This is a genomic window from Salinispora sp. CH2A1_6, assembly GCF_056820975.1.
On sequence record NZ_JBXEDG010000012.1, the window covers coordinates 38,873 to 57,159 of the forward strand.

The following is an 18,287-nucleotide window of genomic DNA, read 5'->3' on the forward strand; positions in this document are numbered from 1 at the left end:
TGTGTCGACACCTGTCGCACCGGGCATCGGCGGTGTAACACTGCTGCGGATCGGTCGCGGGGAGGGTGAGGACCATTGGTTGCGGAACACCAAGGCCGGCAGGGATTGCCGCCCCTCGACACACTCGCCGACCGCTTGGAGTACCTGTTCGAGACCATCCGCCCCACGCCGGAAGAGCTTGGCGGGTCCGAGGAGTCCGGCCGGAGGTACACGAACAAGGAAATCGCTGACAAAATCAACGGTCAGCAGGCGGAGACGGGGGTATCCATCAGCGCCGCCTACGTCGGAGAGCTACGCCGAGGCGTGGCGAGTGATCCGCGTACCTCGCACGTGCGCGCGCTGGCCCGCGCCTTCGGTGTCCACTCGGGATATTTCGTGGATGACGCTGCCGCGCATCGAGTTCAGGACCAGATCCGGCTCCTCAGCGAGCTGCGACGAATGGGAGTCAAGCAGGTAGCACTGCGGCAGGTTCTTGCGGACACCGGGTTGTCCTCAGCCGATTCTCGGCTGGTGGAACAGATGGTCGCCCGCCTGAAAGCCCTCGGTGACAGCCACCGGAACGGCCCTTGACAGCCCTGCTTGTCCTGCGGTGGAGGCATGCGGATTACCGGGGGGAAGCTGACATGACACCGCGCCAACTACGTAAGCGCTGCGAACGGTTGGTCGCCGGGCTCGCCATGCCCGATTCATTTGATATGCCAGATCTATGCCGTTTCCTAGGGGGGCGCCGGGGACGACCTATCCACCTGGTGCCGATCAGCCTGCCAGTGCACACCGTCTGCGGTATGTGGGTGCCGACGGGCACCTTCGACGCGGTCTTCTATGAGCAGGACACCTCGCCGATACACCAGCTGCTGATCATCGGGCACGAGCTGGGTCACCTGCTCGCCGGACATCGGCCCGCTGCCGTCCTGGACCCTGATGCCGCCAAGCTGCTCCTGCCGGACCTCGACCCCCAGACCGTGCAACGCTTCCTCGGCCGCAGCACCTACGCCGCCGAGGAGGAGCGGGAGGCGGAGATGATCGGCTCTCTCCTGCTACGCCGGATCCGCGACAGTTCGCACCCTGCTGAGCCGGAGACCCCTCGCGACGATCCCGAGGCCGACCTGTGCGACCGGCTACGGCAGTCGCTGGAACACCCCGGCCGGTAGCAGCCGATGGACACCGTGCTCTACGGCCTCTGCGCCGGCGCTGGCTGGACGACCTTCGCCTACGCCCTAACGCTGCTGCGACGACACCCCACCCCGGCGCGCCGCGCGCTCTGCATCTCGTTCGGCGCCTTCGCCGTCGGCGTCACCCTGGCCATCCCACCGCTCGCCATCGGCATCGAGACCGGCTTGGGGCTACCAAATCTGGCCAAGGTACTCGCCCACGGCTGCGCCATGACCATCGCCGCCTCCGCCGAGCACATGCTGCTCTACCTCGCGCTGCCCGCCGCGCAGGCGGCCACCCGCACCCGACGGTGGGTCTGGATCACGGCCGGCGCGTACCTCGTCATGGTCGCCCTGTATGCCCACACCCTCGGCTACGACCAGCCGATTCAGTTGACCGTTGAGTACGCCACCGACCCGGCGGTCTCGGCATATCTCCTGATTCTCATGGTGGCGGGCTTCTTCGCCTACTGCATCGACATCGCCCGGCTGTGCGGGAGGTTCGCCCGCGTCTGCGACCGACCCTGGCTCCGGCGTGGCCTACGTATCACCGCCGCCGGCGCCGCGGTCGCCGTGCTCTACAGCACGAACAAGGTCATCTACTTGGTCGCCTACTGGGGTGGGCTACAGCCACCCGGCGAACGCGAGATCGCCGCGGTCCTGGTCACCATCAGCGCACTACTCATGATGATCGGCCTGACGATGCCCGCCTGGGGTCCACTGATACCCCTTCCCCGGTGCTGGGACGACCTGCGCGCCTACCGCCGCCTCGGACCGCTGTGGCACGACCTCACCGCGGCGCTGCCCGAGCTCGAGCTGGACCCACAACTCCGCCGGCCGTTCGTCGCCCTACGTGATCTCGACTACGCGCTGACCCGTCGCGTAGCCGAGATCCGCGACGGACGACTGGCGCTGCGCCCCTTCCTGGACGCCCGAGTCACCCAGGCCGCAGACGCCCTCGCCGAGCAGGCGGGCCTCGATGGCGACGACCGGCTCGCCGCCATCGAGGCCGCCCAGTTGGCCTTCGGCCGGCGAGCGCACCGAGCCGGCGTCACCGCCACCCAGCCGCATCCAGCCGAGGCACCACCCCGACCGGCCGACGGCTACACCGGCGAGATCACCTGGCTCACCCGAGTCGCGACCGCCTACCACCAGTCCCCGGTGGTGGCCGCCACCCTCGACGCCACCGCGCACCTCACCGCCACCGGCCCTCGGCCGCAGTCTGTTGGAGGCCCACACCCGTGAGAGCCCGCCTCGTTCACCTGCACCGGATCCGCTCGCTCGACCCCGACGACGACCACCTGACGATCTACCAGACCATGCTGCGGTACGAGTTCCCGTGGGACATGAAGCTCGGACTCAACCTCGCCTTCAACCGCTCGTTCTCGATCCCGGAGATCGCCGCGGTGCACACCGCCACCGGCGAACTCACCGAACGCACCCAGCAGCGAATCGACGACACCGGCCTGCTCATGTACGAGCTCGTGCTCAACGGCTTCGCGCAGCCCCGCGGACGCGACGCCCTCCGCCGGATCAACCAGATCCACCGCTCTCACCGCATCAGCAACGACCACTACCGCTACGTCCTCGCCTGCCTGATCGTGATCCCCACCCGCTGGCTGGAACGCTACGGCTGGCGCCGCCCCTGCTGCCACGAGCGGCGCGCGACCTGGCGGTTCTACCTGGAGTTGGGCCGCCGGATGGGTATCACCGACATCCCCGACTCCTACCAGGCGGTCGAGGCCTGGTTCGACGAGTACGACCGGGCCCAGCTGCGCCCCAACGACGACGCGGCCGCGATCGAGCGCGCCACCCGGATGCTGATGCTGAAACGGCTACCCGCTGCCCTCGCCCCGGTGGGCAACGCACTGGTCAGCGCCATCTACGACCCGCCCCTACGCGCCGCGACCCAGGTGGCGAACCCACCCTGGCCGGCGCGCGTCGGACTGCACCTGGCCCTCCGCGCCCGCGCGCACACGAAACGCTGGCTCGGGCGACCGCCGGCGGTCCCCCTGTTCGCCGACGGCATCAAGACCAAGACCTACCCCCACGGGTACGACATCAGCCAGCTCGGGCCCGACCCACCCACCGCGGCCGGCGACACCCCGGACCAACGTCGATGACGTTGATGCGGACTGAGCCACAGCGGTTAGCGTCCGCTGCGGCGAGTACCCGGACGGGACCGGCTGGAGAAGGCCGCCGCCCCGGACCGGGTCGATGCGGACCGCGTCGAGGTCGACGCCGATTTGCCGCCCCGCTGCCTCCGGCCACTGTGAGCGGGCCGCGCCTCCGGCCGTGGGCCATCAGCGGACGGCACGGGCTGGGGGACTAACCGCCGTTCGCCCGGGGCGATTTCGCGGAGCAACGCGTCCCCCGGGCGTAGTCGGCTCGTGGTCGCGGTGATGCCGGCCTTGCGCGTCAAGGCCCGCACCTCGGTCACCTGCGCGTCGGTCATCAGGGTCACGACGGTCCCGTCCGCACCAGCCCGAGCGGTACGACCCGAGCGGTGCAGGTACGCCTTGTGCTCCACCGGCGGGTCGGCGTGTACGACCAGCGCCACGTCGTCGATGTGGATGCCCCGGGCGGCGATGTCGGTGGCGACCAGCGTGTGCGCCTCCCCGGTGGCGAATGCCCGCAGATTCCGGGTGCGGGCGCCCTGGGCCAGGTTGCCATGCAGCTCGACCGCGCTGACCCCAGCTGCGGCCAGCCGCCGAGCCAGGGTCTTCGCACCCCGTTTGGTACGGGTGAACACCACGGTGCGGTGTGACGTGGCAGTCAAGTCGACCAGTACGGCGAACCGGTCCTCGGCCTGAACGTGCAGCACGTGGTGGGTCATCGCGGCGACCGGCGACAGCGTGGAGTCGACGCTGTGCACGACCGGTGTGGTGAGGAACCGCCGCACCAGGACGTCGACGCCGGAGTCCAGGGTCGCGGAGAACAACAGCCGCTGCCCGCCGCGCGGGGTGCGCTCCATCAGCCGCCGTACGCCGGGCAGGAAGCCGAGGTCGGCCATGTGATCGGCCTCGTCGAGGACGGTGATCTCGACGGCGTCCAGGTGCGCGTGTCCGGCTTCGACGTGGTCGGTCAGCCGCCCCGGGCAGGCCACCAGGACGTCGACCCCGGCTTTGAGACCGGCGATCTGGGGCCGGGCGGCGACGCCGCCGAAAATGGCCATCGTGCGAAGCGACAGCGCCTGGGCCAGGGGCGCCATCACGCGGTCAATCTGCGTGGCCAACTCGCGAGTCGGCGCGAGGATCAACGCCCGGGGCCGCTTGGCCCGACGGGGCGTCGCGGTCGCGGCCAGGCGGGTCAGCACCGCCAGCACGAAGGCATAGGTCTTACCCGAACCGGTACGACCCCGGCCGAGCACGTCCCGCCCGGCGAGCGCGTCCGGCAGGGTCGCGGCCTGGATCGGGAACGGCCGTTCCACCCCGGCCGCGGCCAGTTGGCGGTTGAGCAGGTCAGGGACGCCGAGGTCGGTGAAGGTCAGCGAGTCGGACAAGGTGTCCGGGGAGTCAGGCGAGGTGTTCTGGCGCGGGCGGCTTGCCGCCATGGAGGCTCCGAAGGTTGAAGGGGGGCCGTCCCGCCCGGCGCTGACCGTTTCGGTCGCGGCGTGGGAACTGGGCATCGAACCCGGTCGTCCTGCTGGAAGGGCCGCGCGCCAAGTCTAACCGAAGCCGTTTCCGGCGCGCGTTGCCCACCGTGGTCCTGCCGTCAGCACCATCCGCACACTTCCAGCGAGGTGAATAGCTTACTGAGCGGGCCTGCGGGGTTCGATAGACGCTGATAACGTGCCGCACGTGACTGATCGAGCGGCCTCCGGACGGGGATACTGGCCCGACGACGAGCATGCGAGGGGCTCCGGCGGCCACGACCAGTACGGTCTGAGCACACAGCCGGTCTCGGGTGGTTTCGCCGCACCGCCGCTCTCCGGTGACTTCGCCGCCTCCGCACCGCAACGCCGGATCGTGCCATCTCCGCCCCCACAGCGGGGGAAGCTGCTGCTCGGTGTGATCGTCGGGGTGCTCGCTGGTGCGTTGGTGGCCGGGGTCGGCGCGTTCGTCCTCGGCCGAGCCACTGCCCCTGACAGCACCCCAGTCGCCGCCCCGCAGTCGGACGCACCCGCCGAAGAACCGGCTCCGGCTGAGGCACTGCCCGAAGAGCCAGCCGAAGAACCCATCCTCGCCGCCAACCGCGCGACGTTCCCCGATGACCTGATCCCGTTGGCGGAGCCATGGCTCGCCGACATGAGTAGCTGCGCCGCAAACACCGATGACGGCGGCCCGGCCCTCGGCCCCGGCGAGCGCGCCCACGTGCTGTGCCGGGACGGCGGCATGTATCTCCACTTCGTCGCGTACCAGTCGGCCGAGGGGCGAGCTGCCGACCTGAGCTTCCGGCAGCGGATCGCCCGCAGTTCGGCGAGCGACCGCCCCGACGCGGAGGAGCCCGGCGACAAACGGGGTGGCGTCACCGGCACTCCGGGCATGTACGTCGAATACACCACCCCGACCGGCGAAATCCCGGCGCTCTGCGGCATCTGGTGGAACCCGGACGGCACCGATACTGCTGTCTTCGTGGACGTACTCTGCGACAGCCTCGGTGGCAACTGGGACTCACTGCGGTCCGTCTGGCAACGACACAGTTAATCGCAGCCCAGTTCGCCGTCGACAACCAGCGCGGCGGGGCCAACAGGGCAACCGGCGACGCAGGCACCCCAACCGAGAACTTTTCCATGGTCCGGGGTCGATCAGCCACACCTCGTAGTAACCCGACACATCGGGAAGATTCACCACATGCAGGTGAATTTCCCCTGGTCGCCGCCGGCGCCGCCGCCCGCACCGTCGCCACGCCGGCCGCCTACACCTTCCGGCCCGCGACGGATTCGCCAGGGTGGCTCATCGGCTGAGGCCCGCGTGAATGCGGCGACGCCGAAAGACAAAGCTTTTTTCGGCCGCATCCCGCTTGTGTGGAGCGAGCGTAACGCTCTTTACCAGCTAGCCTGACCAATCAGGACTAATCACCAGGAGGCAGGCATGCAGCTCTCGTACTCCCGCCGGGTGGCCACAGGTGGCGTGCTCGCCACGCTGACGTTCGCTGGAGTCGCTACGCTCACCGCGACCCCGGCTTACGCGGCCACAGCCGAGGTCTCTGCGATCCATGGCATCCCGGGCACCCCGGTCGACGTCTACCTCAATGGGGCGAAGACGCTGGACACCTTTGCGCCGGGCGAGGTGGCGGGCCCGCTGAGCCTGGCGGCGGGCGTGTACGACATCGCGCTGACCGAGCCGGGCGAGCCGGTGGCCAACGCGATCCTCACGGTTGACGACGCAGAGGTGCTGGGCGGCACCAACATCAGCATGGCCGCCCACCTGGACGCGAGCGGCCAGCCGAAGATCACCTCGTTCGTCAACGACACCTCGAAGGTGGAGGCCGGCAAGTCCCGGCTGATCGCCCGGCACATCGCTGCCGCTCCGGCGATGGACGTACGGGCCGGCGGCGCCCCAGTCTTCACCAACCTGACCAACTCGAACGAGGCCAAGGTCGATATGGAAGCCGGAACGATCAAGGCGGATGCGGTGCTCGCCGGCACGGAGACCGTCACGATCGGCCCCGCCGACCTGGAATTGAGCGAGGGTACCGCGACGATCGTCTACGCGTTCGGCTCGGCCGATGCGGGCACCCTTGAGGTCGTGGCACAGACCATCACCGGCCTGCACTCCACCCCGGCCGGGGTGCCCAGCGGCGACGGCGGCCAGGCTGCCACCAGGGCGAACACCTGGTGGTACCTCCTGGCCGGTGCCGGCGCCCTCCTGCTGGTCGGTGGGGGAGCTCGGGTCGCCACCGCCCGGAGGAGCAACCGGTGACAGTGCGCAACCGCGGGGCGCTGGCGGCGATCGCCGCCGGCGCCGCCGCCCTCACCGTCGCCGCTGTGGTCGCCGTTGCCGCTCGGCCCGCGGCGGATGTCGGCGCAGACGCGGTGACCGCCCTCGCCAACACCGCCCCCTCCGCAGCAGGAAGCCGATCGCCGGTGCCGGTGCGCAAGGGTGAACTGCCGGCCGGCGCCGAGGTTGTTCCGCCGGTCGGCCTGCGGATCCCGGCAATCGGGGTGACCGCCACGGTGAACGCTGTCGGCATCAACCCACAGACCGGTGAGTTCGAGGTACCGCCCAGCGTGGACCAGGTCGGCTGGTACCGCTACGGCCCTGGGCTGGCGGCACCGGCGGGCTCCGTGGTGATAGCTGGTCACGTGGACAGCTCCACTCAGGGCGAAGGCGCGTTCTTCCGGCTCCGGGAGTTGGCGCAGGGCGACAGAATGACCGTGACCGGCAGCGACGGTCAGGAACGCGCCTACCGAGTGATCGCCCGGGAGAAGCACCAGAAGACAAGAATTCCGCTGGACCGCTACTTCGCCCGCGATGGCGGCCAACGCCTGACCCTCATCACCTGCGGCGGGCCCTTCGACGCCGACACTCGCCGATACCGCGACAACCTCGTGGTCACCGCGGTGCCGGTAGGAGCGGCAGCGACGCCCTGATCCGGGCACGGGCGCCCACCGGGAATGCGCGCTACTTCGGCTGGAAGTAGGCACCGTTCTTGGGCACTCCGCGATGCTCGACCCCGTCATCGTCGCGATAGCACCACTCGAAGGGTAGGCCGTGCGCGAGCTGCGGATCCGGACCGCTCATGAGTTGGAAGTGCAGGTGCGGTTCGGATGAATCACCGGAATTGCCGCAGTCAGCCAGCTGCTGACCAGCCATGACCTGGTCACCGGCGGTAACTCGAATTGATCCACGCCGCAGGTGCGCAAAGGCCGCATAGACGCCCTCACCAAGGTCGAGGATGAGGTGATTGCCCAGCAGGTGCCGAGGCTGGCCCAGGCTACGCACGACGCCTTCCACCACTAACAGGTAAACCAAGCCCGGCAGCGACGTACGGGAGAGGTGATCGCGCTGGCCGTCAACGGTCGCCACCACCACACCAGCTCCGGGCGCGAGGATCGGGCTGCCGAAAGCCGGGTACTGGCCGGGGCGTCGGCCGAGCGGCCAAAGCCACCGGAAGGCGGGAGCGTCAGCGGGGTGACAAGTCAGATCGATGGCGTATGTCTGGGCGAAGCGGTGAGTCTGGTGGCTCGGCACCTTCGTGCCCGGGCGTTCAAGGCCAGCCACCGGCCCGCGACGGGAACGTCAACCAGAACCGGAACCTGCCCCTGCGGCGGGCGCTGTTGGCGCCGCACGGACCAGCCAGCCAACAGAACAACAGCCCCAAGCGCTATCCCCGACCACCACAGGGGACCGAGACCACGATGATTGACCAACAAGGTGACCAGGCTGACCCCGAAGAACACGACCCTGTGCTTCCATAGGAAGCTCCACAAACTCACGCCTTGCTCCGATGTGTACGGTCGGCCATGGGGCGGAGGATAGCCGAGCGGTGCCACCACATCGCCTGCCGTAGTGGTAGAAGCCGAGCCGTCGCCGAGGACGGACCGAGTTCACCGGGCCGGGTGGTCGACGACCGCGCGCAGCGCCGGATAGCGCTGACGGAGGCGACGTTCCAGCTGGCCGTGCAGGGTGCTGCGGGCGGCCGGGCAGCCGTTGCAGGCACCGGCGAGCCGGACGGTGACCACGTCGTCCCGCGCGTCCACCAGGTCGATCCGGCCGCCGTGCGCGGCGGCGAACTGCCCAACCGGCCCATCGAGGAGCTGCTGGGCCAGCGTACGCAGTGCCGCGTCCCCCACCCGCGCACCAGAATCGGGTACGACGTGCCAGCCGCCGGTCTGCCCGAGCGCGGCGTGCAGCGCGCCGCGTACCCGTGCCCCCTGGTCTCCCCAGCTGTGCCGCGGACCAAGGCGGGTGACCACGGCGGCGGGTTCCAGCCGGAGCTCGGCGAGGATCCCGTCGGCGAGCAACCCGGCCAGCGGTGGCGGGGCCGCGGCGACAACGCCGACCGAGTCGAACAGGTCGGCGGGGATGACCCAGCGCAGCAGATCCGGTTCGACGGCGCAGCGCTGCGGGTGCAGGGGAACCATCGAAGTCACCCCACGAAGAGGGCGGTGACGGTCCGGGCGAGGTAGGCCATCAGCCAGGCCGTCACGGTGAGGTAGCCGAAGGCCACCAGCGGCCACCGCCAGGTGCCGGTCTCCCGCCGGATGACCCCGACGGTCGCCATACACTGCAGGGCGAAGGCGAAGTACACCAGCAGCGCGGCGATCGTCGGTGCGGTGAAGATCGGTTGCCCGGCGCGCGGGCCGTCCGAGTAGGTCATCCCACGGAGCGCGTCGCCCGGGTCTTCGGGATCTTCGGCCGCCGCGACCTGGCCGAGGGTGGCCACGAACGTCTCCCGGGCCGACTGGGCGGACAGCACGCCGACATTGATCCGCCAGTCGAACCCCAGGGGCTCGAAGACCGGCGCCACCAGCCGGCCGATCCCGGCGGCGTAGCTGTGGTCGACGACGTAGGCCGAGACCGCTGCCGAATCAGCGGTGTCGACGCCCGCCGCCTGCATCCGCTCGGTCGAGTGCAGCGGCAGGTTCAGCAGCAGCCACAGCACCATCGTGGTGGCCACAATGATGGTCGAGCACTTGCGGAGGAACGAACTCGCCGCACCCCACACCGCCAGTAGGACCGCCCGGGGCGAGGGCAGGCGGTACGGCGGCATCTCGAGATAGAACGGCGTCGGCTGGCCGCGACGGTCACCGAACTTCTTGAACGCCCACGCGGCCAGCATCGCCGAGACCGCCCCGAGCAGGTACAGCCCAAACATGACCAGACCCTGCAGACCGAACGGGCCGAACGTGGCGGCGGGGTCGACCAGCAGCCCGATCAGGACCACGTAGACGGGAAGCCGCGCGGCGCAGGTCATCAGTGGCGCCGCCATCATCGTGGCGATCCGGTCCCTGGCCGAGGGCAGGGTGCGGGTGGCCATGATGCCGGGGATCGCGCAGGCGAACGAGGACAGTAGCGCCACGAAGGCGCGTCCCTCCAGCCCAGCTCGGCCCATCACACGGTCCATCAGGAACGCCGCGCGGGACATGTAGCCGACCCCCTCGAGGAGGGAGATCAGCAGAAACAGCAGCATGATCTGGGGCAGGAAGACCAGGACGCCGCCGACGCCGCCGATCAGGGCGTCCCCGAGCAGGCCCGACAGCCACGGATTGGTGACGTGCACCGACACCCAGCCCGACAGTACGCCGAAGAACGCCTCGACCCCTTCCTGGAGCGGAGCGGCCAGGGTGAAGACCGTCTGGAAGAACAGCACCATCACGGTGAAGAAGACCACGGTGCCCAAGATCGGGTGCAGCAGCACCGCGTCGAGCCGTCGGGTGCGGCCAGGTGGTTGGGCCGCCCGGTACCCGGCGTACGACAGGACGGACTCCGCCCAGGCGTCCCGCTCACCCGGGTCCACCGGTGGTGGTATCACCGGCGTCGGCCAGTCTCTCCAGTCGAGTAGCTGTTCCCGCAGCTCAGCGATGCCGTGGCGCCGGTGGCCGACCACCGCGACCACCGGCACTCCGAGGGCCTGGCTCAGCGCGTCGACATCCACCCTGCCCTGGCGGCGGAGCAACTCGTCGGTGAAGGTCAGCACCACGCAGCTGGGAAGACCTCGGGCCAGCACCTGCGCGACGAAACCCAACGAGCGCCGCAGGGTCGTCGCGTCAACCACGATCAGCAACGCGTCCGGTGCCCGCATGCCGTTGCCGTCCAGGACGTCGACCAGAACCTGCTCGTCCAGACTGACCGGGTCCAGCCCGTACGAACCGGGGAGATCTTCGACGGCGAACCTACGGCCGCCAACCCGGCAGGTCCCGGCGAAGCGGGACACGGTCACTCCGGGATAGTTTCCGGTTTTGGCGTGCAAACCGGTGAGGGCGTTGAACACGCTCGTCTTACCCGCGTTGGGGGCACCGACCAGGGCCACCTGCGGCAGCTGGGTCATCGGGGCCGCAGGCTGACGGCGCTCGTGGCAGGCGCTGCTCACCGGTCCACCTCGACCACGTTCACGCACGATGCCTGCGCCCGACGTAGGCAGATCTCGTAGTCTTTGACCAGGTAGATCATCGGGTCGCGCAGCGGTGCCCGGCGCAGCATTCGGACCTCCGTGCCGGGCGTGAAGCCGAGGTCGGCCAGGCGCCGCGCGACAGCCGGTGAATCGGGCACCGAGACGCTCACCACCTGCGCCGTGGCGCTCGGCGTCAGGTCGGCCAGCGTCCTTTCGCCGCACCGGCCCTCCGACCGGGGCCGCCCGTCGGTCCCCAGTTCGCGCGTCCTGCTCGTCATGCACGCCCCCAGCCAGCCCTGCCTGTAGATTAGGTAAGGCTAACCTCAGAAAAACTCCCTGGGGATGTGCCCTTCGACCCCTGTTCTCGGGACAATCACGGACCAGCGCACCGGGCAGAGACTCCCCGCCGCAGATCCGGGCCACGCACGAGGGCAGCGGAACGCCACCCGGTACACGAGCTCACTCACGCACTGCCGGACAGCCGACGCACCAGGCGCCACGAGCCCGGCAGCAGACCAGCGGCGAGCAGGGCCTTGAGCAGGTCGCCCGCCAGGAACGGAACGAGGCCCAGGAGGAGCGCGGTCGGCACGTCCACTCCGGTGGCAACCATCAGCCAGGGAACACCGACCCCATAGATCACGACGTTCCCGAGCACCATCAGCCCGAACATCCGCCCTGGCCGCCGGTCCGCGCCGACGGCGGCCAACCGGCCGACAACCGCCGCGGCCAACACGAAGCCCAGCAGGTAGCCCATGGTCGCAGCCGGCCAGCCGTGCGCACCGTCGGCAAACCACGGCACCCCCAACACTCCCGCCACCACGTAGAACAGCATGCTCGCCACCCCACGGGCCGGCCCAAGCGCCGTCCCGGCCAGGAGGACCGCGAAGGTCTGCCCGGTGACGGGAACCGGAGAACCGGGAATCGTCACCGACACCTGCGCGGCGGCACCGACGACAGCGGCACCACCGACAACCAGGGCGACCTCCCGCGCCACGGAACCACCCCACGCGTCGGCCAGCACGCCGATACGGGGGCCGGAGGCCATCACCAAACCGTCTGCCATCTCATCCTCCTGTTGTCGCCACCGACGTCGGTGGCGCCCCTACAGATCATGTCGATCTTCCCAGCACTGCTGCCGGCCCGGGCGTCCGCCCACGGGCGCGAGCCCACATCGGAGCACACACGTAGTCCGGCTCCGACCGACGGTGACGGGGTCGACCAGTAAGCCGACCGCGGCGGCGCCCCGGATTCCGGTCAGGTCAGCGACGCACTCCCCCACCAGTCATACGGCGCGGTGGGGTTGATCACTCACGCACGGGACGGTAGGCCACGAAAACACCGTCGACCCGGGCCGTCCGGCCTGCTCAACACCCACCCCCACACCACGACCGATATACCGGGTGCGCCGAAGCGGCCGATTCGATACTGATATCGCCATGCCAGAGCTGAGCCGGCCCACCGTACGGGTACATCAATCGTTCATTGCCGCCATGGCCGAGTTCCGCGCCGAGGGACGCGGCAGCACGGAAGACGGCAGCATGATCGGGTCCGAGCTGCGCACATTCTCGCGCCACTGGTCGACTCCCGCCGGGTTCGCGGCGTACGTCGATTGGCTACGAAAGCAATGTCTCGAGGACTCCCCGCGCCCGGACGGGCACGTGCCGTCAACCACGTTGTGGTGGATCCAGGACGACGCCTATCTCGGCCGCCTCGCGATCCGGCATCGCCTGACCCCGCACCTGCGGGACTTCGGCGGGCACATCGGCTATGACGTACGACCAACCGCACGGCGGCGGGGCCACGCGACCGCGATGCTGACCACCGCGCTGCCCGTGGCGCACCACCTGGACATCACGTCCGCCCTGGTGACGTGCGACGTGGACAACGTCGCCTCCCGGAAGGTGATCGAGCGCAACGGCGGGATCTTCGCCGACCAACGCAGCGAGAAGCTTCGGTTCTGGGTTCCGACCGGCTGACCCGGCCTTGCTGACGGCGGATCAGCGGCGTCGGGTCACTCTCGACTGCAGTTTTCCCCGTGCGGAGCCGGGCCACGGTGCGGGGCGACCGGGCTGTTGTCGGGCATCAACTCGCCGGTGTCGTCGAACACGATCACGCCGTTACAGCGCAGACTCCAGCCCTGCTCCGGATGGGACGCGATGATGCGGGCCGCCTCGTGGTCGACCGCACTCGCGGTGGGACACGTCGGCTGGTGGTTGCACGGGGTGTTGGCGTTGGGTCGGGCTTGGAGGGCGAGGTCGACGGTGTGCATGCCGGTTCTCCTCTCAACGGGGCGACTGAGCCGCGCTGGCACTCGGAACGGACGGCAGCGGCCGCCTCCTACCAGTTCGCTACGTCATCGCTGAACAGATGAGGCGGCCCACCCCCGGGCTGATACACGCAAGGCAGAATGCTGACGTACATATTGATAGATCATAAAAAATAGGGTACGTGAGGTAGGGGAAATGAGCCCGATCACGAACTGAAGGGATCAGTCCCAGGCTTCGCCCATCGTGGCGAGTTCGCCCGCGTACTCGATCTGATCGCGCCAGGGCTCCGGCCACGCGGCCACACCGAGGGCAGCACCGAGGAACGCGCCGGTCAGACAGGCGATGGAGTCGGAGTCGCCGGAGGTGGTGGCGGCGCGGGCAAGGGCGGACACCGGGTCGTCGACATGCCGGATCGCGCAGAACAGTGCGGTGGCCAGGGCCTCCTCAGCAATCCAACCGGCGCCGGTGACCCGGCAGGCGTCCGCGCCGTCGTCGGCCGAGGCTAGCGCGAGCTCGAGCCGATCGAGTACGTGCCGGCACTCGTCCCAGCCACGGGCGAGGTAGTCGGCGGGGCTCGCGGCGCCGGCTTGCTGCCACAGCACACCCAGCCACTCGTCGCGGTAGATGGTCCGCTGTTCGTGGGCGCGGACTCGCAGCAGCGTGGGCAGGGATGGCAGCTCCACGCCGTCGCGCAGCAGCCGCACGGCGTACGCGGTCAGCTCACTGGCCGCGAGCGCGGTGGGGTGCCCATGGGTCATCGCGGCCTGCAGCTGCGCCACCCCGGCGAGGGTGTCCAGGTCGTAGCCGGCGACGAGCCCGACTGGCGCTACCCGCATGTTCGCGCCACAGCCCTTCGAGCCAATCATCGTGGCGTGGATCCATGGCTGGCCGAGGGCGAGGTTCCCGCAGGCACGCAGGCAGGTCACTCCCGGCGCGCGGTTGTTGTCGGGGCTGGCCGCCCACCGCACGAACCGCTCCCGCAACAGCGGTTCCAACACCTCGGCCGTCGGCGTGGGCGCACTCAACAGCGCCGTCCCGACCGCCAGGGTCAGTTGGGTGTCGTCCGTGACCGGGGCGGGGTCGCCCGCCAGCTCACGCGGGCCGCCGGGCCCATAGCGGGCCCGGATGTCGGAGACCGTCATGAACTCGGTCGGTCCGCCCAACGCGTCGCCGTAGGCCAACCCGAACAGACACCCGGACGCCGCATTCGACGTATTCGGCTCTCGCATATCGGGGGGATGGTAGCCCAACGGATGGCACTGCGGGGGTACCAGGTTGACGATAATGGGGCCGGCACACGAGCGAGGAGAGATCATGGACGACTGGAACGCCAAGATCATAAAAGAGTTTCGCGAGAACGACGGACGGGTCGGCGGCCAGTTCGCTGGCGCGCCACTCCTGCTGTTGCACACCGTGGGCGCCAAAAGTGGGCAGCCTCGTCTGAACCCGATGATGTACCAGAAGTTGGACCGTGGCTACGCCGTGTTCGCCTCCAAGGCGGGCGCCCCCAGCCACCCCGACTGGTACCACAACCTACGGGCCCATCCGCAGGTCAGGGCAGAGATCGGCACGGACACGTTCGACCTGGTGGCCAGAGTCGCCGCGGGGGACGAACGGGAGCGCATCTGGAGCGCGCAGAAGGAGGCCTATCCAGGCTTCGCGGAGTACGAAGCCAAGACCGACCGGGTAATCCCCGTCGTCGTACTGGAAGCCGCCTCGTAAACCGCGCCCGAACGCTTTTGCTCCACGTCAGACGAATCGATAGGTTGCTGCCCATGGGCAGCATCCTCTCGGTCAACCTGGCGGTCCCAGAACGCAGCACCGTGAGGCGAGTCGGGATCACCGGCATCAACAAGCAGCCCGTTGACGGACCCGTGACGGTCCGAGCCCCCGGGCCGAGGACCACCGGCCTACACAGCGGCCTGGTCGGCGACCAGATCTTCGACATCGAGCACCACGGCGGCGACGACCAAGCCGTGTACGCGTACGCCCGGGAGGACTACGACTGGTGGGAAGCCCACCTTGGTCGGACGCTACCGGGTGGGATCTTCGGCGAGAACCTGACCACGGCCGGCGTTGACGTCAACGGTGCGGTGATCGGCGAGACCTGGCGCATCGGCGACCACCTCGAACTTCAACCGACCTTCGGCCGCATTCCGTGTGCAACTTTCCAGGCCAAGATGGCGGAGCCGCAGTGGGTGAAGCGGTTCACCCGGGAAAATCGCCCTGGCGCCTACCTTCGGGTCGTCACGCCGGGCGAGGTGCGAGCCGGAGATCCGGTTTCGGTGCTCCACCGGCCGACCCACGGCGTAACAATCGCGGCGGCTTTCCACGCCTACCTGACCGAGCCGGAGTTGCTACCCGCGCTGGCGGAGGTCGAGGGCCTCCCCGACGATCTCCGGCAAACGCTACGGGAACGAGCGCCCAGCTGAGGTGAAGCGCCAAATCGTCGGCGAGGTGCAGCGGCACCCGGCCCAACCCAAGGTCTGTCACCGACACTGACCCCCTGGTAAGTTCAGCGGCCGGTCATTATTCCTCCAAATAGAAGAGTCGTTCACGTGACGAGGCTGCGGGGTGGTGGGCTGTCACTGCTCATTGACCACCGTGGCTTCCGGACGCTATGGCTCGCCCGCACCACCTCCTACCTCGGTGACGTCATCACCGCCACCGCCGTGGTGCTCTACCTCTACGAAATCGGGGCAACCCCAACCGAGCTTGGGTTGGCGCTCGCGGCGAAGGCACTACCCCAAGGGCTCGGCCCGGTGACCGGCACCCTGGCCGACCGGTGGGACCCCCGCCGCATCATGATCGCTGCTGACCTGATTCGGTTCGGGACAGTCGGCCTGATCGCGGTGACCCTGCCGCCCTTTCCGGTGCTCCTCGCCCTGATCCTGCTCACCAGCACGCTGACCACCTGCTTCCTGCCAGCGGGCAAGAGCTGCGTGCCACGGCTGGTGGAACGGTCCAGCCTGGTGCGGGCCAACTCGCTGCTCGGGCTATCGCACAATGTGGCGCTGGCTGTCGGGCCGGTCGTCGGTGCGGTACTCATCCAGGCTGCCGGAGCGCGAGCCGCCTTCGCCCTGGACGCGGCCTCCTACCTGCTCTCCGCCCTGGTGCTGTTCTCTCTGCCGCCGGTCGGCAGCCATCGCGGTGCTTCCCGGCGGACCACACGGTTCGTCGCAGACCTCACGACCGGCCTGCGTTACGTTGCCGGGCACGCCGTTGCCCGGGCGGTGGCGCTCTCCCTCTTTCTCGGTGTCTTCTTCGCGGCTTGGGACAGCGTGGGACTGGTCTTCCTGATCAGGGACGACCACGGCGGCACCGACACCTGGGTCGGGGTGGCGACCGGGGGTTACGGACTGGCGATGGTGCTCGTGCCGTTGCTGCTCGCGCTGACCCGCTGGCAGCCGTCCGGCCCGCGGCTGCTCCTCATCGGCCTGGGCTGCTCGGCCCTGGGCCTCATCGCCGTGGGCGTCGCCGGCCAGCTGATCCTGATCGTGCTGCTCTACACGATCGCCGGTGCCGGCAACGGCCTGGAGAACATCGCCACCGACACCGCCATCGGCCAGAACGTGGACAGCGACAAGCTGGGCCGGGTCTTCGGCGCGATCTACGGCCCAGTCTTCCTCGCGGAGACCGCGGCCTACCTGATCAGCGGCCCGCTACTCGAGGCGACCTCGCCGGCAGGCGTGTTCCTCATCGCCGGCACGGGCCTGCTTGGGGTGGCCGCTGTCGCCTGGTGGCTGCTCCGCCGGGCCGAAGGGCCGCCACCGCACCCACACCCCAGGACGCCACGGCGAACCAACCCTCCGGCCGGAGTCGTCACTGCTCAATCCGGAGGGCCCAGCTCACCTCCGCCGACGTCTCCACCGTGACCGGCTGCTGCTGCGCGTGCATGGCGGTATCAATCTTGTTGAGCCCACGGTGCACGGCCGGGCCACACAGCACAGTGAACGTGGAGGCTGAGCCCACCGTGAGCACGAGCGGGTCGTCGCCCTGGCACTCGAGACTGATCCACAGTGCGCCCGGACCGGCGGCGACGCGCCCGGCTACCGCCGCGCCAGACTGGGGCCCAGCAGCCAGGAGCGTGGTTCGTCCTGGCGTGGCGAAGGGTAGTCGCACTGTGTCGGCGACAGACGGGGGCACTGAGAGCGGGCTTGCGGCGGAGCCTGCGTTCGGGGGTGCGGTGGAGTCCACGGTCGGGGTTGCGGCGAGACCCGAACGGGCATTGGATCCGGCTGTGCAACCGGATAGAGCAAGGGCACCGACCACAAGCAGCGCCGGCAAAGTCCGAGACCGCGACACAGTAGCTCCATTTCCAGCACGGCCATACTGGTCGGGCCGGGTAGGTCAACGACAGGGGGAAACATGACTACGGCGAAGACGGGTCCCATGGTGACGATCAACCGGCTGGACGAGGCCAACGTCAACGACGTTGTCGAGCTGTTCCTCGGCTACCTCGACTTCTACCAGCGGCCGAACACCCGCCCAGCGGCAGCGGAGTTCCTGCGCGCGCGACAGGCGCGCCAGGAGTCAATCCTCTACCTTGCGCGGGGCGAGGAGGGCCCGATCGGATTCGTTCAGGTGTACCCGACCTTCTCGTCCGCCTCCTTGGCATCCGTATGGATCCTCAACGACCTCTTCGTCGCGCCCCAGGCTCGCGGCTCAGGGGTAGGGCGCACCCTGGTCAACCGGGTCATCTCGGATGCGGAGGCCGCCGGCGTGATCGGGGTCAAACTCGCGACGGCAGAAGACAACACGTCGGCGCAGGCCCTGTACGAAGCTGCGGGATTCACCACCGGCCACCCCGTGCGCCACTACCTGAAGCGGACGCGATGAGCGGATGACGTAATCGCCTACCGGCCGGCAT

General features: G+C 69.2%; 20 protein-coding genes. 12 read left to right on the top strand and 8 right to left on the bottom strand.

Features of this window, described 5'->3' with window-relative positions:
• Positions 1-75 precede the first annotated feature (75 nt).
• The 4 genes from AC1UKG_RS15775 (at position 76) to AC1UKG_RS15790 (ending at position 3,274) form a co-directional block, all read left to right on the top strand.
• Complete coding sequence (locus tag AC1UKG_RS15775) at positions 76-570, top strand: hypothetical protein (RefSeq protein ID WP_026271706.1); 495 nt, start codon at positions 76-78, stop codon at positions 568-570.
• 215 nt (positions 571-785) lie between these two features.
• Entirely contained in the window at positions 786-1,151 is a 366-nt protein-coding gene (locus AC1UKG_RS15780; protein WP_026271707.1) for a hypothetical protein, read from the top strand.
• 6 nt (positions 1,152-1,157) lie between these two features.
• Positions 1,158-2,396, top strand: coding sequence for an MAB_1171c family putative transporter (locus tag AC1UKG_RS15785; RefSeq protein WP_018743715.1), 1,239 nt, complete (start codon positions 1,158-1,160; stop codon positions 2,394-2,396).
• Complete coding sequence (locus AC1UKG_RS15790) at positions 2,393-3,274, top strand: oxygenase MpaB family protein (protein ID WP_482642473.1); 882 nt, start codon at positions 2,393-2,395, stop codon at positions 3,272-3,274. Before AC1UKG_RS15785 ends, AC1UKG_RS15790 begins: the two co-directional genes overlap by 4 nt.
• 26 nt (positions 3,275-3,300) lie before the next feature.
• Here the strand turns inward: AC1UKG_RS15790 and AC1UKG_RS15795 are convergent, their stop codons facing one another.
• A complete protein-coding gene (locus AC1UKG_RS15795) occupies positions 3,301-4,704 on the bottom strand; it encodes a DEAD/DEAH box helicase (protein ID WP_018743713.1) in 1,404 nt (467 codons plus the stop codon).
• A 247-nt stretch (positions 4,705-4,951) separates the two neighbouring features.
• On the opposite strand from AC1UKG_RS15795, the gene AC1UKG_RS15800 reads away from it, so the two are divergent.
• From AC1UKG_RS15800 to AC1UKG_RS15810, 3 genes are all read left to right on the top strand, one after another.
• Positions 4,952-5,797, top strand: a complete 846-nt coding sequence (locus AC1UKG_RS15800) for a hypothetical protein (protein ID WP_482642472.1) — start codon at positions 4,952-4,954, stop codon at positions 5,795-5,797.
• Between the two features lie 387 nt (positions 5,798-6,184).
• Positions 6,185-7,015 (top strand): DUF4397 domain-containing protein, encoded by an 831-nt coding sequence (locus AC1UKG_RS15805; protein ID WP_018815264.1) that lies wholly within the window; start codon positions 6,185-6,187, stop codon positions 7,013-7,015.
• The gene (locus tag AC1UKG_RS15810; protein ID WP_026325271.1) at positions 7,012-7,686 is read left to right on the top strand and encodes a class F sortase; all 675 of its coding nucleotides are present in this window, start codon (positions 7,012-7,014) and stop codon (positions 7,684-7,686) included. The genes AC1UKG_RS15805 and AC1UKG_RS15810 overlap by 4 nt, the downstream gene beginning before the upstream one ends.
• Positions 7,687-7,717: 31 nt before the next feature.
• Here AC1UKG_RS15810 and AC1UKG_RS15815 read toward each other — a convergent pair whose 3' ends face one another.
• The 5 genes from AC1UKG_RS15815 to AC1UKG_RS15835 all read right to left on the bottom strand — a co-directional run bounded on the left by AC1UKG_RS15815 (position 7,718) and on the right by AC1UKG_RS15835 (position 12,213).
• Complete coding sequence (locus AC1UKG_RS15815) at positions 7,718-8,122, bottom strand: M23 family metallopeptidase (RefSeq protein ID WP_482643205.1); 405 nt, start codon at positions 8,120-8,122, stop codon at positions 7,718-7,720.
• 521 nt (positions 8,123-8,643) lie between these two features.
• Positions 8,644-9,180: a NifU family protein gene (locus AC1UKG_RS15820; protein WP_029124182.1), complete on the bottom strand. Its 537-nt coding sequence runs from the start codon at positions 9,178-9,180 to the stop codon at positions 8,644-8,646.
• Positions 9,181-9,185: 5 nt separating this feature from the next.
• A complete protein-coding gene (gene feoB, locus AC1UKG_RS15825; protein ID WP_482642470.1) occupies positions 9,186-11,129 on the bottom strand; it encodes a ferrous iron transporter B in 1,944 nt (647 codons plus the stop codon).
• Positions 11,126-11,428, bottom strand: a complete 303-nt coding sequence (locus AC1UKG_RS15830) for a FeoA family protein (protein WP_026271709.1) — start codon at positions 11,426-11,428, stop codon at positions 11,126-11,128. Before AC1UKG_RS15830 ends, feoB begins: the two co-directional genes overlap by 4 nt.
• Positions 11,429-11,613: 185 nt before the next feature.
• Positions 11,614-12,213, bottom strand: coding sequence for a biotin transporter BioY (locus AC1UKG_RS15835; protein WP_018743705.1), 600 nt, complete (start codon positions 12,211-12,213; stop codon positions 11,614-11,616).
• A 373-nt stretch (positions 12,214-12,586) separates the two neighbouring features.
• Between AC1UKG_RS15835 and AC1UKG_RS15840 the strand changes: the two genes are divergently transcribed.
• Entirely contained in the window at positions 12,587-13,126 is a 540-nt protein-coding gene (locus AC1UKG_RS15840) for a GNAT family N-acetyltransferase (protein ID WP_018815268.1), read from the top strand.
• A gap of 35 nt (positions 13,127-13,161) precedes the next feature.
• On the opposite strand, the gene AC1UKG_RS15845 is transcribed toward AC1UKG_RS15840, so the two are convergent.
• Positions 13,162-13,419, bottom strand: coding sequence for a DUF5999 family protein (locus tag AC1UKG_RS15845; protein WP_018743702.1), 258 nt, complete (start codon positions 13,417-13,419; stop codon positions 13,162-13,164).
• A gap of 219 nt (positions 13,420-13,638) precedes the next feature.
• Positions 13,639-14,646, bottom strand: coding sequence for an ADP-ribosylglycohydrolase family protein (locus AC1UKG_RS15850; RefSeq protein WP_026325268.1), 1,008 nt, complete (start codon positions 14,644-14,646; stop codon positions 13,639-13,641).
• A gap of 85 nt (positions 14,647-14,731) precedes the next feature.
• Here AC1UKG_RS15850 and AC1UKG_RS15855 point away from each other — a divergent pair, with 85 nt between their 5' ends.
• The 4 genes from AC1UKG_RS15855 to AC1UKG_RS15870 all read left to right on the top strand — a co-directional run bounded on the left by AC1UKG_RS15855 (position 14,732) and on the right by AC1UKG_RS15870 (position 18,256).
• Positions 14,732-15,139, top strand: a complete 408-nt coding sequence (locus tag AC1UKG_RS15855) for a nitroreductase family deazaflavin-dependent oxidoreductase (RefSeq protein WP_018743700.1) — start codon at positions 14,732-14,734, stop codon at positions 15,137-15,139.
• Between the two features lie 53 nt (positions 15,140-15,192).
• Positions 15,193-15,849 (top strand): MOSC domain-containing protein, encoded by a 657-nt coding sequence (locus AC1UKG_RS15860; protein WP_018815271.1) that lies wholly within the window; start codon positions 15,193-15,195, stop codon positions 15,847-15,849.
• Positions 15,850-15,975: 126 nt separating this feature from the next.
• Entirely contained in the window at positions 15,976-17,292 is a 1,317-nt protein-coding gene (locus AC1UKG_RS15865; RefSeq protein WP_029124175.1) for an MFS transporter, read from the top strand.
• A 517-nt stretch (positions 17,293-17,809) separates the two neighbouring features.
• On the top strand, positions 17,810-18,256 hold the full coding sequence (locus AC1UKG_RS15870; protein WP_482642480.1) for a GNAT family N-acetyltransferase: 447 nt from the start codon (positions 17,810-17,812) through the stop codon (positions 18,254-18,256).
• Positions 18,257-18,287: the final 31 nt, after the last annotated feature.

Coding starts and splice junctions, on each gene's coding strand:
- AC1UKG_RS15780 (WP_026271707.1), top strand. CDS start 786: ATGTGGGTGCCGACGGGCACCTTCGACGCGGTCTTCTATGAGCAGGAC.
- AC1UKG_RS15785 (WP_018743715.1), top strand. CDS start 1,158: ATGGACACCGTGCTCTACGGCCTCTGCGCCGGCGCTGGCTGGACGACC.
- AC1UKG_RS15795 (WP_018743713.1), bottom strand. CDS start 4,704: ATGGCGGCAAGCCGCCCGCGCCAGAACACCTCGCCTGACTCCCCGGAC.
- AC1UKG_RS15805 (WP_018815264.1), top strand. CDS start 6,185: ATGCAGCTCTCGTACTCCCGCCGGGTGGCCACAGGTGGCGTGCTCGCC.
- AC1UKG_RS15820 (WP_029124182.1), bottom strand. CDS start 9,180: ATGGTTCCCCTGCACCCGCAGCGCTGCGCCGTCGAACCGGATCTGCTG.
- AC1UKG_RS15830 (WP_026271709.1), bottom strand. CDS start 11,428: ATGACGAGCAGGACGCGCGAACTGGGGACCGACGGGCGGCCCCGGTCG.
- AC1UKG_RS15835 (WP_018743705.1), bottom strand. CDS start 12,213: ATGGCAGACGGTTTGGTGATGGCCTCCGGCCCCCGTATCGGCGTGCTG.
- AC1UKG_RS15840 (WP_018815268.1), top strand. CDS start 12,587: ATGCCAGAGCTGAGCCGGCCCACCGTACGGGTACATCAATCGTTCATT.
- AC1UKG_RS15845 (WP_018743702.1), bottom strand. CDS start 13,419: ATGCACACCGTCGACCTCGCCCTCCAAGCCCGACCCAACGCCAACACC.
- AC1UKG_RS15850 (WP_026325268.1), bottom strand. CDS start 14,646: ATGCGAGAGCCGAATACGTCGAATGCGGCGTCCGGGTGTCTGTTCGGG.
- AC1UKG_RS15855 (WP_018743700.1), top strand. CDS start 14,732: ATGGACGACTGGAACGCCAAGATCATAAAAGAGTTTCGCGAGAACGAC.
- AC1UKG_RS15860 (WP_018815271.1), top strand. CDS start 15,193: ATGGGCAGCATCCTCTCGGTCAACCTGGCGGTCCCAGAACGCAGCACC.
- AC1UKG_RS15870 (WP_482642480.1), top strand. CDS start 17,810: ATGGTGACGATCAACCGGCTGGACGAGGCCAACGTCAACGACGTTGTC.